This is a genomic window from Arthrobacter sp. TMT4-20, from assembly GCF_054510775.1.
In genome coordinates this window covers 18472-39288 of sequence record NZ_JBTNDW010000007.1, presented here as the reverse complement: position 1 = coordinate 39288, position 20817 = coordinate 18472, and the positions used below count along the sequence as shown (strand labels likewise).

Annotated in this window: 18 protein-coding genes; 13 read left to right on the top strand and 5 right to left on the bottom strand. The window is 62.1% G+C overall.

What is annotated here, in order from left to right; genetic code table 11:
- Nucleotides 1-36: 36 nt before the first annotated feature.
- From ACX80Z_RS08320 to ACX80Z_RS08295, 6 genes are all read left to right on the top strand, one after another.
- Nucleotides 37-1596: a sugar ABC transporter ATP-binding protein gene (locus ACX80Z_RS08320; protein WP_459315538.1), complete on the top strand. Its 1560-nt coding sequence runs from the start codon at nucleotides 37-39 to the stop codon at nucleotides 1594-1596.
- Nucleotides 1593-2642 carry an ABC transporter permease gene (locus tag ACX80Z_RS08315; protein ID WP_459303566.1) on the top strand — a complete coding sequence of 350 codons (1050 nt, stop codon included), beginning with the start codon at nucleotides 1593-1595 and terminating at the stop codon, nucleotides 2640-2642. The genes ACX80Z_RS08320 and ACX80Z_RS08315 overlap by 4 nt, the downstream gene beginning before the upstream one ends.
- Nucleotides 2635-3696, top strand: coding sequence for an ABC transporter permease (locus tag ACX80Z_RS08310; RefSeq protein ID WP_459303567.1), 1062 nt, complete (start codon nucleotides 2635-2637; stop codon nucleotides 3694-3696). The genes ACX80Z_RS08315 and ACX80Z_RS08310 overlap by 8 nt, the downstream gene beginning before the upstream one ends.
- A gap of 63 nt (nucleotides 3697-3759) precedes the next feature.
- Nucleotides 3760-4824 (top strand): rhamnose ABC transporter substrate-binding protein, encoded by a 1065-nt coding sequence (gene rhaS / locus ACX80Z_RS08305; protein ID WP_459315537.1) that lies wholly within the window; start codon nucleotides 3760-3762, stop codon nucleotides 4822-4824.
- Between the two features lie 102 nt (nucleotides 4825-4926).
- Complete coding sequence (locus tag ACX80Z_RS08300) at nucleotides 4927-6411, top strand: arabinose isomerase (RefSeq protein ID WP_459315536.1); 1485 nt, start codon at nucleotides 4927-4929, stop codon at nucleotides 6409-6411.
- Nucleotides 6412-6493: 82 nt separating this feature from the next.
- The gene (locus ACX80Z_RS08295; protein ID WP_459315534.1) at nucleotides 6494-6817 is read left to right on the top strand and encodes an L-rhamnose mutarotase; all 324 of its coding nucleotides are present in this window, start codon (nucleotides 6494-6496) and stop codon (nucleotides 6815-6817) included.
- A 118-nt stretch (nucleotides 6818-6935) separates the two neighbouring features.
- On the opposite strand, the gene ACX80Z_RS08290 is transcribed toward ACX80Z_RS08295, so the two are convergent.
- A complete protein-coding gene (locus ACX80Z_RS08290; RefSeq protein ID WP_459303571.1) occupies nucleotides 6936-7991 on the bottom strand; it encodes a LacI family DNA-binding transcriptional regulator in 1056 nt (351 codons plus the stop codon).
- A 263-nt stretch (nucleotides 7992-8254) separates the two neighbouring features.
- Between ACX80Z_RS08290 and ACX80Z_RS08285 the strand changes: the two genes are divergently transcribed.
- The gene (locus ACX80Z_RS08285) at nucleotides 8255-8872 is read left to right on the top strand and encodes a hypothetical protein (protein ID WP_459315533.1); all 618 of its coding nucleotides are present in this window, start codon (nucleotides 8255-8257) and stop codon (nucleotides 8870-8872) included.
- Here ACX80Z_RS08285 and ACX80Z_RS08280 read toward each other — a convergent pair.
- The 4 genes from ACX80Z_RS08280 to ACX80Z_RS08265 all read right to left on the bottom strand — a co-directional run bounded on the left by ACX80Z_RS08280 (nucleotide 8869) and on the right by ACX80Z_RS08265 (nucleotide 12629).
- Entirely contained in the window at nucleotides 8869-9993 is a 1125-nt protein-coding gene (locus ACX80Z_RS08280; protein WP_459315532.1) for an alpha/beta hydrolase, read from the bottom strand. The genes ACX80Z_RS08285 and ACX80Z_RS08280 overlap by 4 nt on opposite strands.
- A 4-nt stretch (nucleotides 9994-9997) precedes the next feature.
- On the bottom strand, nucleotides 9998-10693 hold the full coding sequence (locus ACX80Z_RS08275; RefSeq protein WP_459315530.1) for a FadR/GntR family transcriptional regulator: 696 nt from the start codon (nucleotides 10691-10693) through the stop codon (nucleotides 9998-10000).
- Nucleotides 10690-11871: an L-talarate/galactarate dehydratase gene (locus tag ACX80Z_RS08270; RefSeq protein WP_459315529.1), complete on the bottom strand. Its 1182-nt coding sequence runs from the start codon at nucleotides 11869-11871 to the stop codon at nucleotides 10690-10692. Before ACX80Z_RS08270 ends, ACX80Z_RS08275 begins: the two co-directional genes overlap by 4 nt.
- Nucleotides 11872-11960: 89 nt before the next feature.
- Nucleotides 11961-12629 carry a GntR family transcriptional regulator gene (locus ACX80Z_RS08265; RefSeq protein ID WP_459315528.1) on the bottom strand — a complete coding sequence of 223 codons (669 nt, stop codon included), beginning with the start codon at nucleotides 12627-12629 and terminating at the stop codon, nucleotides 11961-11963.
- Nucleotides 12630-12726: 97 nt separating this feature from the next.
- On the opposite strand from ACX80Z_RS08265, the gene ACX80Z_RS08260 reads away from it, so the two are divergent.
- The 6 genes from ACX80Z_RS08260 to ACX80Z_RS08235 all read left to right on the top strand — a co-directional run bounded on the left by ACX80Z_RS08260 (nucleotide 12727) and on the right by ACX80Z_RS08235 (nucleotide 20811).
- A complete protein-coding gene (locus ACX80Z_RS08260; RefSeq protein ID WP_459315527.1) occupies nucleotides 12727-13893 on the top strand; it encodes a mandelate racemase/muconate lactonizing enzyme family protein in 1167 nt (388 codons plus the stop codon).
- Between the two features lie 219 nt (nucleotides 13894-14112).
- Entirely contained in the window at nucleotides 14113-15057 is a 945-nt protein-coding gene (locus ACX80Z_RS08255) for a carbohydrate ABC transporter permease (protein ID WP_459303578.1), read from the top strand.
- Nucleotides 15047-15979 carry a carbohydrate ABC transporter permease gene (locus ACX80Z_RS08250; protein WP_459303579.1) on the top strand — a complete coding sequence of 311 codons (933 nt, stop codon included), beginning with the start codon at nucleotides 15047-15049 and terminating at the stop codon, nucleotides 15977-15979. The genes ACX80Z_RS08255 and ACX80Z_RS08250 overlap by 11 nt, the downstream gene beginning before the upstream one ends.
- Before the next feature lie 54 nt (nucleotides 15980-16033).
- Nucleotides 16034-17332, top strand: a complete 1299-nt coding sequence (locus ACX80Z_RS08245) for an ABC transporter substrate-binding protein (protein WP_459303580.1) — start codon at nucleotides 16034-16036, stop codon at nucleotides 17330-17332.
- Nucleotides 17333-17397: 65 nt separating this feature from the next.
- On the top strand, nucleotides 17398-18711 hold the full coding sequence (locus ACX80Z_RS08240; RefSeq protein WP_459303581.1) for an ABC transporter substrate-binding protein: 1314 nt from the start codon (nucleotides 17398-17400) through the stop codon (nucleotides 18709-18711).
- Between the two features lie 81 nt (nucleotides 18712-18792).
- Nucleotides 18793-20811, top strand: a complete 2019-nt coding sequence (locus ACX80Z_RS08235; RefSeq protein WP_459315526.1) for a DUF6807 family protein — start codon at nucleotides 18793-18795, stop codon at nucleotides 20809-20811.
- The last annotated feature ends 6 nt before the right edge of the window (nucleotides 20812-20817 follow it).

Sequence of the window (20817 nt, the reverse complement as noted above, 5' to 3'; positions counted from 1 at the left end):
CTTTTATGAAACGATTCATTTTTGAGAGGGCTTGCAATGCCGCAAGATCAGGATGCCGGGATTTCTGCCTCGGAGCCCCGCACATCCCCGGTTCCGGCGGTCCCACTGCTCTCACTTGTCGGTGCTGCGAAAACCTTCGGGCCGGTCGTGGCACTGGCTGATGGAACGGTGGAGATTCGGCCAGGTGAAATCCATGGGTTGGTGGGGGAGAACGGTGCCGGCAAATCCACACTGGTGAAGATTCTCGCAGGGGTCCACTCTCCCGATGGCGGCAGGTTCACAGTTTCGGGAGCCGAGGTGTCCTTCCGCAATGTGGGCGATAGCAAAGCCGCCGGGATTTCGGTGATCTACCAGGAGCCCACCCTTTTCCCAGACCTCACCGTTGCAGAGAACATTTTTATTGGACGTCAGCCAAAAGGTGCCCTCGGGCTGATCAGCAGGAGCGCGATGCGCCGCGCAGCAGCCGATCTCTTCTTGGAACTGGGTGTCCCGATTGACCCGGATCGTCCCGCCGAGGGACTGTCCATCGCGGATCAGCAAATCATCGAGATCGCCAAGGCCATCTCCCTCAATGCGAAGATCCTAGTGATGGATGAACCCACCGCTGCGCTGAGCGGTCTCGAGGTGGACCGGCTTTTCGCAGTGGCCCGCAACCTTCGCGACGCCGGCAGCGGCATCCTGTTCATCTCGCACCGGTTTGATGAGGTCTTTGGCCTCTGCGACCGCATCACGGTCATGCGGGACGGCCAATACATCAATACCCACAACACGGCGGACATCACGGTGGAAGCCGTCGTGCGTGAGATGGTCGGCCGCGACATCGCTGCCCTCTATCCCAAGGAGGAGGCGGAAATTGGCGACACCATCCTGCGGGTCGATAGCCTTTCCCGCGCGGGAGTGTTCTCCGACATCACCTTCGAGGTCAAAGCCGGCGAGATCGTGGCGCTGGCAGGACTGGTGGGTGCCGGACGGACCGAGGTGGCGCGGGCCATCTTTGGTATAGATGGGTACGACGCCGGATCGGTCAAAATGAACGGACATGCCCTTAAATCTCGTGATCCCCGAGCAGCGATTGACGCGGGGATCGGGTTTGTCCCCGAAGACCGGCGGAACCAGGGGCTGGTCATGGAACTGTCGGTTGAACGAAATGCCGTGCTGACCCTTCGCAATAGTCTCGCCAAACGCGGGATCATCCGGGGCAAGGATGAACGTCAGGCCGCTGCCCTGTGGACTAAGCGACTCCAGGTGAAGGCCGGCTCCCCGGAGCACCCCGTGTCAACGCTCTCGGGCGGCAACCAGCAAAAGGTGGTGCTGGCCAAATGGCTGGCCACCGAACCGAAGCTACTCATCATCGACGAACCGACCCGCGGCATCGACGTCGGCACCAAAAGCGAAGTGCACCGCCTCGTGTCTGAACTAGCTGGCCGAGGAATCGCAATCCTCATGATCTCCTCCGAACTTCCCGAGGTTCTGGGAATGGCGGACCGGGTCCTGGTTATGCATGAAGGGCGGATTTCCGCGGAACTGGACCGGGCTTCAGCAACCCCTGAAACTGTCATGCACGCTGCCACTGCAACACCGGAGAGCGCCACGTGAGCACAGACCTGAACCGCCCCGCCATCGTCAAGGCACCCGAGGATCGGCATCGCCGGACCTCCGGAATCGCAGCGGTGCTTCGCCTCCGCGAACTGCCCGTAATTATCGCGCTGGTGGGACTGGTGTTCTTCACCTGGCTGGTGAACCCCCTATTTCTCAGCGAGCAAGGGGTCAAGGACCTGCTCCTGAACGCGACAATAGTCATGCTGCTTGCGGTAGGCCAGGCTCTGGTTATCATCACCCGGAACGTGGACCTTTCGGTCGGATCGGCGCTGGGGCTGGTGGCCTTCTCGACTGGGTCCCTATTCTTCGCTATGCCAGATGTCCCCGTCATAGTGGTGTTTATCCTGGGGATGATCCTCGGTGGCGTACTTGGCGCCGTGAACGGCATCCTGGTGACCGTGGCGAAAGTGCCAGCGTTGGTGATCACGCTCGGCACCCTCTATATCTTCCGGGGCATCAATAATGCCTGGGCTGGCGGAACCCAGTATTTCGCTGGGGACCGCCCACAGGAATTCGGCGCCCTGTCGGTGAACACCGTTCTGGGGTTTCCGCTCATCACCCTGATTGCTGTCATTGTGGTGATCGTGGTTGCCCTCTTTATGGCAGGTACCCGACCTGGGCGTGATCTCTACGCCATCGGTTCCGACCCGGACGCCGCCAAGCTTTTCGGCATTCCAGTCACCCGCCGGGTGTTGCTCGCCTTCATCGCGAATGGGGTGCTCGTGGGGTTGGCTGGCGTACTCTACGCCAGCCGTTTCAACTCCGTGGGGGCCACCACCGGCACGGGCCTCGAGTTGGACGTGGTCGCCGCCGCGGTCGTCGGGGGTGTTGCGATCTTCGGCGGGAGCGGGACAGTGGTAGGAGCCGCGATTGGCGCGCTACTGCTGACCACTATCACCAGCGCCCTGGCCGCCCTCCGGGTGGATAAATTCTGGCAGCAGGCGATCGTGGGAATTCTGATTCTCGCAGCCATCATTATTGACCGATTGGCTGCTATTCGCACCGCCAGGAAGCTACGGATCAGCGAGGCCCGCAATGTCTAAGACTGCGACGACGACTGTGAGTGGTACGGTCACCGCGGCCGCACTCGAATCCGAGGCCAAGGTTCGCACCGGCGCGCAACGGCTGCTGTTGGGCCGCGACGCCATCATGATCTACACGTTGGTAGTCGTGGTGCTGTTTGCCTGCCTCGCCATCCCCCGCTTTGCCTCGCCGGTGACCGTCGGTTTTCTGCTGCTTGACGTGATCCCCATCCTGATCATTGCCATGCCGATGACCCTGGTCATCGTTTCCGGAGAAATTGACCTGTCGGTGGCCAGTATCGCCGGGCTCAGCAGCGCCGTGTTGGGTGTCCTCTGGGCGGCGGGAACCGAGATCTGGATTGCGCTCATCGTATGTCTCGTCGTGGGACTGGTTGCCGGGGCTTTCAACGGACTCTTGATCGCATATCTCGGTCTGCCTTCCCTCGCCGTGACCATCGGTACCCTCGCGCTCTTTCGAGGGTTGGCTCTGGTGGTCATCGGTGACAACGCGGTGGCGGACTTCCCGCCCGCACTGACGACGTTCTTCACGTCCAAGCTGGGGGCCACCGGTATTCCCACTGTGATGATTGGCGTCGTACTGATCATCGCGTTCTTTGGGGTGCTTCTCCACTTCACACCGTTTGGTCGCGGGCTTTTTGCGCTGGGCTACAGCAAGGAGGCGGCGAGTTTCGTCGGGATCAATGTGGCGCGCTCCAAGTTCTGGCTATACATCGGTACCGGCGTGGTGTCAGCTATGGCCGGAATCTACTGGACCCTCCGCTACTCCAGCGCCCGGAGCGACAACGCCAGCGGCATTGAACTGGCGGTCATTGCCGCGGTACTGCTCGGCGGAGTGTCGATTTTCGGGGGCAAGGGCTCGATCCCCGGCGTACTGGCGGGCGTGCTGCTGATCGGCACCATCACGTACGCCTTGCGGCTTGACCGGGTCTCCGAGGTCGTCCTGATCATTGTGACCGGGTCCCTGCTGATTCTCTCGGTTGTAACACCCAGCGTTAGCACCGCGCTCAAAAAACGTCGACATGACCGACGTGTGCGGCAACAGCTTCATCCCTAAGTCCGTCCCCACTGGGGCATAAATCAGCGACTGGTCCACCAGCGCTTTATGAGAGGAAGAACAATGAAGTCTACTCACAACACGTCCCGGCGGGGTCGGGGCACGGCTCTCATCGCGCTGACCGCCAGCGCTGCGTTAATGCTCAGCGCCTGCGGCGGGGGAGAAACCGCTGAGTCAGGTGCTGAAGGCGGCAGCGGCGCCGACGGCGAACAGTCCATCACCTTCATCCCCAAGCAGTTGAACAACCCCTACACGGATGTGGTTCTCAGCGGCGGAGAGACGGGTGCCGAGGAGGCAGGATTCGCCGCCTCGGAGGTGGTCGGTCCGCTCGACGCCAGCGCGTCCAGTCAGGTTTCCTTCATCAACGCGGAAACCCAGGCCGGGACCAACGTGATCACGATTGCCGCGAACGATCCGGACGCCGTCGGGCCCGCCCTGCAGGAGGCGCGGGACGCCGGCGCGAAGATTGTGGCGTTCGATTCCGATACAAACCCCGACTTCCGCGACCTGTTTGTCAGCCAGGTTAATGCGCAGGATGTGGGGCTGATCCAGCTTGAGCTGATTGCCGAACAGATCGGCGGCGAGGGTGACATCGCCATTCTGTCGGCCACGGCCAACGCCACCAATCAGAACGAGTGGATCAAGTTCATGGAAGAGGAACTGGAATCCAACCCGGACTACGCGGATATCAATCTCGTAGCGAAGGTGTATGGCGACGACGACGACACCAAGTCCTTCCAGGAGGCGCAGGGTCTGCTGCAGGCCTACCCGGATCTGAAGGGCATCATCGCGCCGACCACCGTGGGCATTGCCGCCACCGCGCGCTACCTCTCCACTTCCGAGTACAAGGGCGAAGTTGCCCTGACCGGCCTGGGGCTGCCCAACGAAATGCGGCCATTCGTCGAAGACGAAACGGTTTCCGAATTTGCGCTCTGGGATCCAGCCCAGCTGGGCTACGTCGCAGCCTTCGCTGGGAAGGCACTGGCCGACGGTGACATTACCGGAGCTGTTGGCGACACGTTTGAAGCCGGAGAGTTGGGCGAACGTGAGGTTGAAGAAGGCGGCATTGTGATTGTTGGGCCGCCTACGGTCTTCAACGCCGAGAACATCGACGACTACGACTTCTAGACGATGGAAAGCGCGGGGAGCCTAACGGCTCTTCGCGCTTGCCATCGCGTTCTTCTCGTCGCCCGTCGCAGTGAGTAGTCCGTTGCAGTAAGGAGTTAACCGATGATCGGTGACCACCCCGTGGCCCCCGTGGCTGCCCCCGTGGCGGACGCGTTGTCCGCCGTCCAGAAGCTTGCCCCGCACCGACGTCGGGCCACCCGGATCGGACTGGTGTCCGGCGGATTGGGTGCCTATTGGCCCCAGTTCCCCGAACTGCTGCCGCAGCTTCGGGAATCCAGCCGATATGTGACCGAGCGGTTCACGGCACTGGAGGCAGAGGTGATCGACGTCGGCTTCGTATCCGACCCACAGGAAGCCGGCGCCGCGGCAGAGAAGCTGCGGGTCGCGGACTGCGACCTCATTGTGATTTTCCTAGCCACCTATCTCACGTCCTCGATGGTGTTGCCGATCGCGCAGCGGTCACAGACCCCGGTTCTTGTGATTGATTTGCAGCCTACCGAGGCGATGGATCACAGCTCCTTTGATACCGGGAAATGGCTCGCGTATTGCGGGCAATGCCCGGTGCCGGAGGTGGCCAATGTCTTTCGCCGTGCTGGCATCCCGTTCCGTTCGGTTTCCGGGTATCTGACCCAGGAATCCGCCTGGCAGCGGATAAACCAGTGGGTCCATGCGGCGGGGGTCCGGGGGCGGCTGCGTTACGCGCGGCACGGGCTGATGGGGCACCTGTACCCCGGCATGCTGGACGTCTCGACCGACCTGACAACAGTGTCCACGACCTTCGGCTCCCATGTGGAGATCCTTGAATTCGACGACCTGCGAGAACTGGTGAATTCCGTCTCCGAAGTGGAGGTGAAGGAGCGGGTCGAGCTGGCACGCGGACTGTTCACGGTGGACCCATCGGTCGACGACGGCGACTTCGCCTGGGGCGCCAGGGTCTCGGTCGGCCTTGACCGTCTGGTCGAGGAATTTGACCTCGACTCCCTTGCCTACTATCACCGCGGCCTCGCGGGGGAACAGCATGAACGCCTCGGTGCTGGGATGATCCTCGGTGCATCGATCCTGACGGCCAGGGGGGTACCGATGGCTGGCGAATATGAGCTGCGCACCTCGATTGCCATGCTCGCTGCCCAGGCAATGAAAGCCGGTGGATCCTTCACCGAGATCCAGGCGCTGAACTTTGTCGACAACGTCGTGGAGATGGGCCACGACGGGCCTGCGCATCTTGCGGTTAGCGCGGGGGACCCGCTGCTGCGGGGGCTCGGCATCTATCACGGCAAGAGGGGCTGGGGTGTGTCAGTGGAGTTCGACGTCCGGCACGGTCCGGTCACCACCTTCGGGTTGGGTCAGGACCCCGACGGCAGTTTCGTTTTCATCACCTCAGAGGGTGAGGTCGTGCCCGGGCCGCTGCTGGCCATTGGCAACACAACGTCCCGGGTGGACTTCGGCGGCGATCCCGGCCTGTGGGTCGACGAATGGTCACAGACCGGCATTGGCCACCACTGGGCCCTGTGCATCGGGCACCGGGCCGCCGACTTCAAGGCGGCCGCGAACCTTCTTGGCATTGAATACCGGCATGTAGCGCTTTAGCGCCCTGCAAGCACCACCGACGGGGAAAGAAGCGGCCCCAGAGCCGCTTCTTGACCCTGAGCGCCCGAACAGAAAGGAAATAATGGAACGGATCTGTTTTCAGCTACAGGTTAAGCCCAACCGCATCCCTGAGTACCGGGAACGTCACGCGGCGGTCTGGCCGGACATGGTGGCAGCCCTCAAGGCCAGCGGATGGCACAACTACTCCCTTTTCCTCCGGGACGACGGGTTGCTCATTGGCTATCTCGAATCCGAGGACTTCGCCGCCGCACAACGGGCCATGGCTGCCACCGCCGTCAACGCCCGCTGGCAGGCAGAGATGGGCGAATTCTTTGTGGAGTTAGACGGGAGGCCGGATGAGGGCTTCTTGCGGCTCACCGAGGTCTTCCACCTCGAGGACCAGTAGCCGCCCTAGCCGCTTGGCCGAGCCAGCACCCTTTCGTCGAGTCAACGCAAACAGCAGGGTTTCGGCCGCAAACACGTTATATCTGTTGACTCGATCCCGGGGTTGATGACTCGACTGCCTAGCGGCGGGGTGTGCTGTCCCGCCGGACCACCTCAGTGACCACCGGAACGGTCGCGCCATCCTGTCCAGTGACACCCTGTCCATGGACGACGCCGAAGGACAGTTCCAGCGCTCGACGGCCCACCTCTTCGAGAGGGATGCGGACGGTGGTGAGCGACGGGGTGATGTCTCGGACGGTGGGGATGTCGTCGTAGCCGGCGACACCCAGATCTCGCCCCGGGTCCAGGCCCGCATCGCGGAGCGCCGACATCGCGCCCATCGCCATCACATCGCTGACCGCGAAGAGCAGATCGACGTCGTCGAGGCCCGCCTGGACCAGTTCGGTGGCGGCCTGATACCCGCCATCCCGGGTGAAGTCGGTGTGGGCGATGTGGTTGCCATCCAGTTCGATGCCGTGCGCGGCGAGGCCCTCGCGGAAACCCTGCAAACGGTCCTGGGACGTGACAATAGTTGGCGGGCCAGCGACGACGGCGAAGCGGCGGTACCCCAACTCGACCAGCGACTCGGCTAATGCGCGGGCACCACCGCGGTTATCCAGTAACACCGTGGCGAACGGAGCAGCGTTTTGGCTGATGAAGGCGACGCGGCCACCATTTTCCTCGAACGCCGACAGCTCCTTGCGAAGGTCAGCCTCCTGCGGCGAATCCGCCATCCGGGATCCCGCCAGGATCATGACCCGTGGCCGCTGTCCGCGGAGTGCCCGGACCGTGGCCAGCTCCCGCTCCGGATTACGGCCGGTCACGGCGATGGTGACCACTAGGCCAGCGGATTCCGCAGCCTTGATCACTCCCGACGCGATGGTGGAGAAATAGGGGTCGGAGATGTCAGCCACCAACAGCGCAACGGTGGTGGTGGTGCCCTTGGCGACAGCCTGGGCGAAAAGGTTAGGGATGTACCCGAGGCGCTGGGCGGCGTCGACCACACGCAACCGGTAAGCGTCATTGACCTTCCGGGCGCTGCCGTTCAATGACCGGGAGGCGGTCGCCAGTGAAACACCAGCGGCCAGGGCCACGTCGTTGAGAGTCACCGCGGGCTTGTTTGCGCCTGGTTCCATGAGTGAACTGCATCCTTCCGCCGGCCCGCCGGATGCTCATCCCCAGTCGGTGCCTCTAGCATTGTTGCATGCGCACCCAAGACGGGGCGGCAAGTGCCACCTGATGGTAAGCGCTTCCCCACAGTCTGCTCCCACTTCACCCTCGGCGCCAGAGCCTGTCATGCTGTAGCTATGGTTTCACTTAGCTGTGCCTCATGCCGCGCGTCGATTGGCCCCACGCCACCGGGTAAAACGTGATGGTTGGCTGGCGTCGCCGGGAGACTATGCCACCGGAACCGGACGGCACCGAATCGAAGTGGCCAGGCGCCACCAAAGGGGTTGAACTGTTCGCGCAGGTGATCTGGGCGGGCGTGCTCACCGCCTTCGCCGGGCTCCCGATCATCACCCTTCCGGCAGCAATCGCCGCCGGCACCCGACACTTGCAGCGGTACCTTCGGGCAGAGCGTAGTTCAGTGCGGGACTACGGCGCCGATTTTCTACGGGCATTGCCTGGCGGTCTGGTGGTCGGCGCGGTGGCAGTAGTGGTCGCCGGGCTCCTCGGGTTGAACATCTTCCTCTCCCTGGCCCAGGTATTGTTCGCGTGGCCGGTGATCCTCGCCGTCGGAATTTTGGGCCTCGCGCTGACCGTGCTGATCCTGCTGCAGACGGGCTACCATTGGGCACCCGAACGCGGCTGGAAGGCGGCAGTCCTCGAGGGTGTTCGGATGCTGAGCGGCGACCCGGTGGGCGGGGTGCTGATCGTGGTGGTCCTGGCTGTCTCGGGGGTGGTGACATGGTTGTTGCCACCACTGTTCGTGGCAGGGATGGGGTGCCTGCTGTTCACCGTCCTGACCGTGAATGTAAGGCAGCATCGCAAGGACTGGGACAAGCCCGAGGACTAATGCAGGACGTCGAGGAAGTGATCACGAGCCTGAGTGAGGAACTCAGCCGTGAACACGTGGCCGCCAGCGTGCCACGCACCACGGTAGCGGTCGGCAGTGTCGTGGTGCAGTTCCCGCAGGCGGCGGTCCGCCGCCCGCATGCCCTCGACCGGGAACAGGTCGTCATCGAGGGCGTACTGCATCAGGAAGTGGGTGCCCGGCGCGAGCGTCGTCAGATCGGGCCAGTCGGAGACCGTGGCGAGACCCGGGGTGCTTAATAGCCAGGAGTGACTCTCAAGGTGGGCGGGGAACAGCGACTCATGGGTGGTCATCATGCAGGCGATCACGCAGGCATCCAGATCCCCGGCGATCGCCGCCAACACCAACGCGCGTCCACCCCCGCCGGAGAACCCCCCAGTCCCAATCCGGGTCGCGTCGACTCCCGGCAGGCCGCGCAGGACACTGAGCGCCGTCAGGTCCTCGTAGGCCACCATCCCTGCATAGCTGGTGCCCAGGAGCGCAGCGGCCTTCGCCACGGTGTTCTCGTGGTGGGCGGCCAAGGTGTTGTACTTCAGCTCCTGGCCAGCCTGCACCCCTTGGCTGGCCCACAGAGCGGTGGCGGCGCGCAGGGCATCGGCGGCCCGGCCGGGTGCAGGATCGAGATTAAACCGCCGGCTACCCCAGCTGAACGCATCGTGCACCAGGACCGCGAAACCGGCCCTGGCAAAGTCGTTGGCGACTGCACGTCCGGCATAAAGCTTGTGCTGGAGCGCGACGACGTCGGGCGAGGTGTCCGGGCCAATGTCGACCAAACGTTCCGCCCCGAGCCACTTGTTGCCTCCGTGGCAGTTCAGCCAGAGTAGGCCGGGCAGTTTCCCGGTGTGGTGCAGCGGGATCAGCAGCGTGGCCCTGGTCAGAGGGCCGAAGGGCAGCTGCCAGCCAAGGTGGCGGATCCGTACCCCATCGACGATGACGTCGTCGTGCCAGAAGAGGTCGCGGTCATGGTTGAGCGGGGTGACCGCGGGCACGCCGAGCGCTGCTGCGACCCGGTTCGATGTGCTGTCGGCGGGGGTGTAGCGGTCCTGGGTCGCCATGAACGCGGGCCAGTCCTCATACCCGCCAATCGCGCTGGGCTGACTCAATGCCCTAAGCCTGACCCGTGGTGGAGGCCAGCCGAAGCCGCGAATTGGTGAGGTGGGTACGCATCGCTGCGGCAGCGCCTTGCGGATCTCTGTCGCCGATTGCGGTGAAAATGACGAGATGCTCGTGGCTCACCACGTTGAAACGGCTGGCCGCAGATTCCGGATTCTCCGGCACCAGCCGGGTCTGCGGCATGGTGATCATTGACGCGCCCAGCGAGACGACGAGGTCCAGATAAAGCCGATTGTGGGCCGCGACGGCGATGCTGCGATGGAAGGCGAAGTCGGCTTCGACGGCGGCGCGAGGGGACTGCTCGATAGCACCAAATGCGGCCAGCGCCTTCTCGATGGCACCCAGCTCCACCACCGTGTGGCGACGGGCTGCGAGAGCGGCAATTTCAGTCTCCACGCCGATCCTGAAGTCCACGAGATCCAGGCGATCCTGGTGGCAGCGTATTTCTCCGGGTTCGACGGCGAACGGTTGTCCACTCGGTCGGGTCAGAACAAAGGTCCCTTTGCCGCGGTAGGTCTCCACCAGACCTGCCGTTTGAAGGCGGGAGAGGGCCTCCCGCACCACCGTTCGGCTGACTGAGAACTGTTTCTCCAGCGCGGACTCGGATGGCAGCTTGTCCCCCGGCACCAGGCGCCCGTCGAGCAGGCTTTGCCTCAGGTCTTCGACGACCCGACTGGCGAGGGTGGTCATCGGGTGCCGAATTCCACTGTGTCGGAGGTCCACGCCGCGGCCTGTTCGCTGAGGGTGAATCCCAGCCCTGGCCGGTTTGGAACGATCATGCGGCCGTCAATCGTTTGGAGCCGCTCGTTGAAGAGCGGGTTAAGCCACTCGAAGTGTTCCACCCACGGTTCCCGGGGGTATGCCGCAGCGAGATGAAGGTGAATTTCCATGGCGAAATGTGGCGCGAGTTGGAGGCCCGCCTGGTCGGCGAGGGCCGCCAACCGCAGAAAGGGGGTGATGCCGCCGATGCGTGGTGCGTCGGGCTGAATGATGTCGGCGGATCGATGGGTGATGAGGTCGAGGTGTTCGTTGACGCTGGAGAGCATTTCACCCGTGGCGATGGGTGTATCCAGGGCCTGGGTCAGCTGGGCGTGTCCTTCGGCGTCATAGGCATCGAGCGGTTCCTCAATCCAGGTGAGGTTGAACTGCTCGAGCGTGCGTCCCATCCGCATCGCCGTGGGCCGATCCCACTGTTGGTTGGCATCGACCATCAGCGGGACGGTGGGCCCGAGATGTTCGCGAAGCGCCGCAACGCGGGTCAGGTCTACTGCCGGGTCAGGGTGCCCCACTTTGATCTTGATTCCACCGATGCCCTCGGCCAAAGACGCTGTGGCTCGCTCTTTCACTTCATCGACTGACGCCTGCAGGAAGCCGCCCGAGGTGTTGTAGGTCTTCACTGAGTCTCGGTAGGCACCCAGAAGCTTGGCCAGGGGAAGGTTTGCCCGCTTCGCTTTGAGATCGTAGAGCGCAATGTCCAACGCGGCGATTGCCTGGGTGGCAACCCCGCTGCGGCCGACCGATGCCCCGGCCCACAACAGCAGTTGATAGACCCTGCCAATGTCATTGGGATCCTGGCCCAAAAGGTTTGCCGCCACTTCTTTGGCATGGGCGTACTGGGCTGGCCCGCCGGCTCGTTTGGAGTAGCTAAAACCGGTTCCATGGTGCCCCTGCTCCGAGTAGATGTCGGCGAAGAGGAAGACGATCTCCGTCATAGGCTTTTGGCGTCCGGTGAGCACTTTGGCGTCGCTGATAGGGGTGCTGAGCGGGAGGGTGAGGGTGGCGAGTTTGACGTACCGGATCCGGTCAGAGGACTCCTCCCCGCCCGAGACAGCGGCCAGAGGATCGGAAGAGGTGAGGAGAGTGTCCATGAAAATGTCCCGACGTTGAAATTTTCATCCGATATTACAAGTTCTTGACTTGTTATACAAGAGAGCGAAGCAGTAGGCAGGGCACTCAGTCAATCCCCGGTGAGGCTGTCCGCCGCCAACGAGATCACGCTGCGCCGCACGTGACCCTCCATTAGATCCCTCGCAGCTTCCGGCCGGCGAGCAAGAACGAGCCGTAACAGGTCGGCATGCTCGTCATGGTCCTGGGCGCGCAAGGATTCGCCCTCCGGCCGGGCAAGTCCGAGCCGGCGGTACCGATCAGACTGATCCCAGGTTTCATCCAGCAGGTGGATCAAGCGGGGATTGTGGGTGGCACGGTAAATTGACGCATGAAATTCCCGGTGGGCGCTCAGGGCCGCATCACCGTGGGTGCGGGTAACAGGAAGAAGGTTCTTGAAAGCTTCTTCCATCACGGCGACGTCGGATTCCGTGTAGCGCTCGGCCGCCAGCTGGGCGGCAAATGGATCGAGCGCTAACCGGACATCCATGAAGTCCCGGACTTCCTGCGAGTCGATGGTCGAGACCCGAGCATCCCGGTGACTCTCGAGATCAACCAGCCCCTCGGTCATGAGGCGCTTGAGCGCCTCGCGGAGCGGGGTCAGGCTCATGCCGAGGGATGCTGCCAGCTGCCGCTGGGGGAGGAGGGATCCAGGGGGCAACGCGCCCGACAAAATCCGGCTCCGCACCTCCGCGTAGGCCAGGTCGCTCTTGGTCTTGTACATCACAGCTTCATTGTCCACGCAGCACCCGCTCCTTCTGACGCGATCATTGACAGGTCGTCAACGCGTTGATAGCGTCCCCGCCTAGGTTATAAGTTATAACACCGGAGGTAAATCAATGAAGATCGTTTCCATCCACGAGGACACGCTGCCCATCAGTTCCACGATGCGCAATGCCTGGGTTGATTTCAGCATGATGGACGTCTCGATTATCGCTGTGATCAGCGATGTGATTCGCGATGGAAAGCCCTTGGTGGGGTACGGCTTCAACTCCAACGGCAGATACAGTGCCGGTGACATTCTGCGACGGCGGGTGATTCCCCGGTTGATGGCCGCGGACCCAGCAGACATTCTTCGGGAGGATGGCAGCAACTTTTCGCCGGAGAAGATTTGGGAGATCGTGATGCAGAACGAAAAGCCGGGCGGTCACGGCGAGCGATCGGTCGCCGTCGGCGTCCTCGATATGGCACTGTTCGACCTCGTCGCCAAAATTGATGACAAACCGCTCTACCGCTATCTCTCGGACCACTACGGCGACGGTTCCCCTGACGAAGATGTGTTTGTCTACGCTGCCGGCGGGTACTACGCCCCCGGAAAGGGCCTGCCGGAACTTCAGGATGAAATGAAGAAGTTCCTGGATCTGGGCTACACGGTCGCCAAGATGAAAATCGGCGGAGCAAGCCTCGCGGAGGACCTGCGGCGGATTGAAGCCGCCATGGAGGTTATGGGTGGCGGGCAGAACCTCGCCGTCGACGTCAACGGGCGGTTCGATCTGGATACTGCGCTGGCCTACGCCGAGGCAATTTCGCCATATAACCTCTTTTGGTACGAGGAGGTTGGGGATCCTCTCGACTATCAGCTGCAAGCCAGCCTCGGCGAACGGTACCCGCATCGGATGGCGACCGGAGAGAACCTCTTCTCGCTGCCTGATGCCCGTAACCTCCTGCGCTACGGCGGCATGAGGCCCGAACTGGATATTCTCCAGTTTGATCCGGTGCTGGGTTACGGGCTGGTTGAGTACCTTCGAATTCAGGCGATCCTCCCGGACTTCGGCTGGTCCCCCCGATCCTGTATTCCGCATGGTGGCCATCAGTTTGCCCTGCATATCGCCGCGGCGCTCAAACTGGGCGGCAACGAGTCGTATCCCGGCGAGTTCTTCCCGACCGGCGGATTTGCTGACCAGGCTGTGGTGCAGGGAGGGCGGACCAGTCCGACGGACGCGCCAGGCATTGGATTCGAGCTCAAGTCGGCCTTCTATAAGCATCTGCGCGAGCTCCACTGCTGAGTTATGTGACTGACCGACCCTGTTGGAAACCGCTTTCCTTGACGTGGGACACGTCACACGTTACTGTCTACTAAGGCCGCCTGAGAAACCGTTTTCTCGGTTCGCTAAAGACTACTAGGACCAATGACGATTCGATAGGAGGCGGAATGGGTACGGTGCCAGATAACTTCCCAACTGATACGCCCGCTCACTTTCCCCTGCGGGCGGTAAGGGCGGGTAATGTCAGCCTTAGGTGAACTATCCCAAATGAAGCGCGGCCCCAAGGGGCCCAAGCGCAAACTTACCGACGCTGAGAAGAAGGAAGAACGCGCCTCCTATCTGTTCCTGGCGCCGTGGATCCTTGGTCTTGCACTAATCACGGTCGGCCCGATGGCGGCGTCGTTGTATCTTTCATTTACGAACTACAACCTCCTGCAGGCTCCCGAATGGATCGGCCTGGACAACTACATCCGGATGATGCAGGACTCCCGGCTCCTGAACTCCCTGAAGGTCACCTTCCTTTACGTCTTCATCTCAGTACCCCTTCAACTCATTGCGGCACTCGCGCTGGCACTGGTTCTGGACCGTGGGATGAAAGGGCTTGGATTCTATCGATCCATCTACTACCTCCCATCACTGCTCGGCGGATCGGTTGCTATCGCCGTCCTGTGGCGCCAGATATTCGGCAACGACGGCTTGATCAACCAGGTACTCGCCCTGGTCGGCATTGATGGCATGGGATGGATTTCCGACCCCTCGACCGCGCTCGGCACCCTGATGATCCTCAATGTGTGGACCTTCGGCGCACCGATGATCATCTTCCTGGCAGGCCTCCGCCAGATTCCCACCATGTATTACGAGGCTGCTTCAGTGGACGGCGCCTCGAAGGTGCGGCAGTTCGCCACCATTACCATCCCGCTGCTGACCCCCATCATCTTCTTCAACCTGGTGCTCCAGATCATCGGCGCCTTCCAGTCCTTCACCCAAGCCTTCGTGGTCTCAGGCGGGACAGGCGGGCCAAGCGACTCGACCATGTTCTTCACCCTGTATCTCTACCAACAGGGTTTCGGAAACTTCAACATGGGCTATGCCTCAGCGATGGCCTGGCTACTCCTGGTCATCATCGCTGTCTTCACCTTCCTGAACTTCATCGCATCGAAATACTGGGTGTTCTATGACGACTAATATGCAGGCCAGCGAGGGACAGGTACCCCCAGTCCCCGAACGGCCAGAAACGTCCCCTTCACCATCCCCCCAAGGGGCTGTCAAGCCCAAAGACAACGGCCGCAGGAACCGTCTGATCAAACACGCGATCCTGATCGTCTTCGGCTTCGTCATGCTGTACCCGTTGCTGTGGATGCTTGTCAGTTCACTTCGTCCCAACGACGAGATCTTCCGCCTCACCGGTCTGTTCCTCACCCACTTCGAGGTCAGCAACTATGTTGAGGGCTGGAACGCCCTGCAGTCGCCGTTTGGTCACTACATGATCAACTCGATGATCGTGGTCCTCGGTTCCATTGTCGGCAACCTGGTCTCCTGCTCCTTGGCCGCATACGCCTTTGCGCGACTACGGTTCAGGAAGAGGAGCGTGCTCTTCGCCATCATGCTGATGACGATCATGCTCCCGATCCACGTGGTGATTGTGCCTCAGTACATCATTTTCTCTGAGCTCGGCTGGGTGAATACTTTTGTCCCGCTCATCCTCCCGAAACTCCTGGCCACTGATGCATTCTTCGTCTTCCTGATGATCCAGTTCATTCGCGGCCTGCCCAGAGAGCTGGATGAGGCTGCCCGGATCGACGGTTGCGGCCACTTCAAGATCTTCAGCAAGATCATCCTCCCGCTGATGCTTCCAGCGCTGGCCACTACCACCATCTTCACGTTCATATGGACCTGGAACGACTTCTTCAGCCAGCTGATTTACCTGACCGATCCGGAGATGTACACGGTGCCTGTCGCCCTGCGCTCCTTCGTCGATTCGACCGCCACATCCTCATGGGGTTCCTTGTTCGCCATGTCGATTGTCTCCCTGCTTCCGATCTTCCTGGTCTTCCTGCTCGGCCAGAAGTATCTCGTCAAGGGCATCGCCACCACCGGCGGTAAGTAAACCAATTACGGCACGTATGCAGCGTCATCCGGCGCGCAAGGAAAGAAGCGTTCGATGAAGAATTTCTCAACCCGTATCAAGACCGCCACCGCAGTCACCATGGTCGCCGGCCTCAGCCTTTCACTCGCCGCCTGCGGCGGTGGTGGCGCGAGCGAGGGGGACGGCAGCCTTAGGTTCTCGTGGTGGGGATCAGACCCCCGCCATGCAGTCAATGAAGCAATCATTGAGGATTATGAGGCTGCCAACGAGGGCGTCACCATTGAAGGGGAGTTCTCGGACTTCTCCGGCTACTGGGACCGTCTCGCCACCACCACTGCGGGCCGCGACTCGCCTGACGTCATCACGATGGACGAAAAGTACCTGCAGGAATACGCAGGCCGCGGTGCTTTGGCTGACCTCTCCGAGCTGCCGAACCTCGATCTGTCCAAGTTCGACGAAACAACACTCGACCTGGGCAGGTTTGAAGACGGGCTGTACGGCTTGAGCACCGGACGCAATGCGCTCACCGTCGTGGTCAACGCTGATCTCTTTGAAGAAGCGGGGGTTGAAATTCCCGACGACACTACCTGGACCTGGGATGACTACTACCAGATCTCCAAGGAACTCTCCGAAAACCTCGACGGGGTGAGTGGCTCCGACTACGGAAACTCACCGGATGGCAGCCTGCGGGTCTGGCTGCGCCAGCAGGGTGAGGCTCTCTACAACGACACCAACGATGGGGTGGGTTACACCCCCGCAGGAGCTGAGTCATGGTTTGAGCACCTGCTGAAGGTCCGTGACGAGGCTGGCGGAACGTCTCCATCCGAATGGACTGAGGCACAGGCCGGAACCTTTGAAGGTCAAAGCTTTCCGACAAACAAAACGGCAATGAGTTGGTACTGGTCCAACCAGTTGGGCGTCCTCAGGGCGTCGTCGGGCAGCGACGTTCGAATGCTGCGTGCGCCTTCTCAGGCAGGTAATGCAGCCGATAACGGTATGTACTACAAAGCATCCATGTACTGGTCAATTTCCAGCCAGTCCGAGAATCAGGACGCCGCAGCGGACTTCGTGAACTACCTCGCCAACAATGAGGAGCCAGCCAAGAAGATGCTGGTCGACCGCGGCGTGCCAGTAAACCCGGACATGGCAGCCGCCGTCCGGCCGGAGCTCGGCGAGGCGGATCAGGCAGTTGTCGATTTCCTGGAAGAGATCGAATCGAGTGTCGCCACCAGTCCCGCCCCATCACCGGTAGGTGCTGGCGGGGTTCAGGACGTGATCCTCCGCTACGACTCGGAAGTGCTGTTCGGGAACCTCACCCCCGCCGAGGCGGCAGAACAGATGACCGCTGAGATTGAAGCCCTGATCCAGAGCTAGTCATTCCGCCCACAAGATCAATCGAATCCACAATGCAGTCGAACAAATCACAGAAGAGGAAATCAATGACGAAATTCTCAGGCACTAATAAGAGCCGCAGCGCGGTGGCCATGGCCATGGCGCTCGGGCTGGGACTGACCGCTTGCGGTGGGGGTAGCGACAGCGCCAGTGACGCCTCCGGCGCTGCAGACATGCGCTTCTCTTGGTGGGGCTCAGACCCCCGCCATGAGGCCAATGAGCAGTTGATCTCCATGTTCGAGGAGAACAATGAGGGTGTCACCATCTCCGGTGAGTACGGCGACTTCGGCGGTTACTGGGACCGGCTGGCGACCACAACTGCAGGTGGCGACGCTCCAGACATCATCACCATGGATGAGAAGTATCTTCAGGAGTACGCCGGCCGCGGCGCCCTCGCCGATCTGAGCGAGCTCCCGGGCCTGGATCTTGGCAAGTTCGACGAGTCGGCCCTGAACCTGGGCCGGTACGAGGATGGCCTCTACGGGTTGAGTACCGGCCAGAACGCTTACGTGGTCATGGTGAACGAGGGTCTGTTCGAGGAAGCCGGTATGGAGTTACCGGATGACAGTACCTGGACCTGGGATGACTACTACGACATCTCGGCAGAACTCGAGGAGAAGCTGGGGGGTGATGCCCTTGGCACCGAGTTTGGAGCGCAGGACGTTGACCTGCGCATCTGGCTACGCCAGCAGGGCGAGTCCCTCTACAACGAGGAAGACGGCGGAGTCGGCTATAGCCCGGAGAACGTCACCTCCTGGTTTGAGCACCTTCTGACCGTGCGCGACGACGGCGGCGGACCTACCGCCTCCGAGTTCACCGAGAACTCCTCGGGAACTTTTGAAGCCGGCGAGTTCCCCACCAACCGCGCAGGGATGGGTTGGTACTGGTCCAACCAGCTGGCCGCCCTACGTACGGCGTCTGACAGCGACATCACCATGCTCCGTGTTCCATCGGAGTCAGGCAATGCAGCCGATAACGGTATGTACTACAAGGCCTCTATGTACTGGTCCGTTTCAGAGCAGTCAGAAAACAAGGAAGCGGCAGCCGAGTTTGTGAACTTCCTCGCCAACGACGCCGAAGCGGCAAAGGTAATGCTTGTTGACCGTGGGGTCCCGGTGAACCCTGACATGGCCGAGGCAATCACCCCTGAGCTGGGTGAGGCAGACCAGTCAGTGGTGTCCTTCCTGGACGAGATTCGTCCTGACATGGCTGAGGCCCCGCTGCCTTCGCCTGTCGGAGCCGGCGGCGTGCAGGATGTCGTGGGCCGGTACGTCTCGGAGGTGCTTTTCGAGACACTGACACCCGAGCAGGCAACCGAGCAGATGACCAGCGAGATCGAAAACCTGATCAGCGCAGGCTAGGAAACCTCAGGTGGGAGGGGATGGCATGACGCCGTCCCCTCCCACCTGTTCCCGGCCGCTTATCTACAGAAAGATCAACTGATGGCCCTCCCCGATGTTCACGCAGCAACCCCCCATCACACGGTGATGCAGCCGGTTCCGACGGTAGCCCTGGTTGGCGTGCATGGGTATGGAGCGCGCCACCTGGCCAACCTCGCCCGGCTGGAGGCGGAGGGACGGACGCGTTTGGTCGCCGTCGCGGATCCAACACCACCTCAGCCCGACACCCTTGATGCTTCAGTAGGGGTGTACCGCGATCTCGACGCCCTCGCCTATTCGGGAGCCAAGCCGGACATCGTGATCATTGCAACTCCCATCCAGTCGCACGCCCCGCTCGCCCAGACCGCTTTCACCCTGGGCAGCGACGTCTACCTGGAAAAGCCCCCCGTCGCGTCGATGGCGCAGTTCGAGGACCTCCTTGCCGCTGCAGCCGACTCGGCTTCAGTAGTCCAAACCGGGTTTCAGAGCCTGGGCTCCCTGGCCCTGGACCGTATTGATGAACTTGTTTCCACCGGAAAGATCGGCTCGGTGCGCGGGATCAGTGCTGAAGGTCGCTGGGTCCGTAGCCGAGGATATTTCAAACGGTCCCGATGGGCCGGCAAACGAACCCTCGACGGCGAAGATGTAGTTGACGGTGTAGCCACCAACCCCCTTGCCCACGCCGTGGCAACTGCCCTCCGGGTGGCCGGCGCCCGCACCCGGGCCGACATCTTGTCGGTCGAGACCGACCTGTTCCGCGCGCACGAGATCGAAAGCGACGACACCACGGCCCTGCGAATCCGCACCGCCTCCGGGCAGACAGTACTCTGCGCGCTGACCCTGGCCGCGTCAACCCAGGAACGCCCCAGCGTCACGGTAGAAGGCACCAGCGGGCGGATCGTCTTCTACTACACCGAGGATGAGCTCGCTGTCACCACAGCCGCAGGCGACCAGATTGAATACTTCGGCCGAACCGATTTGCTCGAGAACCTGCTGGCCCACCGCTCCGAAGGCGTTCCCCTCCTGAGCCCGCTCGAATCCGCAGGCGCTTTCATGACCGTCATGGAGGCTATTCGGACCGCCGAAGCACCCCGCGCCATTCCGTTCAGATTCATCACCTGGCAGGGCGACGCAGATGACGCCCACCCGGTGGTGCACGACGTCGAATCCCTGATTCGGCGTGCACAGCGGGCGCAGGCCCTCTTCAGCGAACTCGTCCCGGAGTGGACCGGGGCGACCTCCTCAGCCAAGAGCTTCACGCTCGACGGAAAGACCGTCGCCGACCATCGCGACGGCAGCACCATCGCGCCGCCGCTGGCCCCCCGACCATACCTCCACCCGGTACGCACTCTTGCCGGCACGGTCGTCACCGACCATCTGCCACTGGACCATGTCTGGCACCTGGGCGCGGGAGTCGCCATCCAGGATGTCAACGGCGTAAATTGTTGGGGCGGCCGCACCTACCGCAGGGAAGCGGCCGGGTACATCTGGCGGGACGACCACGGGCGCATCGAATCCACCGGCTCGGAGGCAACCGGCACAACGCTCACCGAGGCCCTGGTCTGGACCGGACCTGACGAATCGGTCCTGCTGGATGAAATACGCCGCTGGTCCTGGGCCCAGGTGGACCGCTCCACCTGGCTACTCACCCTGGAGTTCACCCTCACCGCTCGCGGGACCCGGGTGGAGCTCGGCAGCCCAGGGTCCAACGGGCGGACAGGAGGCGGCTACGGTGGGTTCTTCTGGCGGCTGCCCCCAGTGAGCGAAACCAACATCCACACGGCCGACGCTGCCGGGGAAGCGGGCGTCCACGGAACTACCTCCCCGTGGCTGGCAGTTGACGCCCAGTTTGGCGGCAGCGACGCGACCCTGCTGTTCCTGGCCTCCCCGGAGGCGCCCGACCCCTGGTTCGTCAGGTTGGAGGGATACCCCGGCGTCGGCCTGTCGCTGGCCTGGGAGCATCCGGTGGTCCTCGAACCGGGGTCCGCGCTGACCAGGACCGTCAAGGTCATGGTCGCCGATGGCAGGCTCGACGCCCCAGGTATCGAAGCCCTCCTCAATCGCACCATGGGCCGGAAGTGAGCGGCG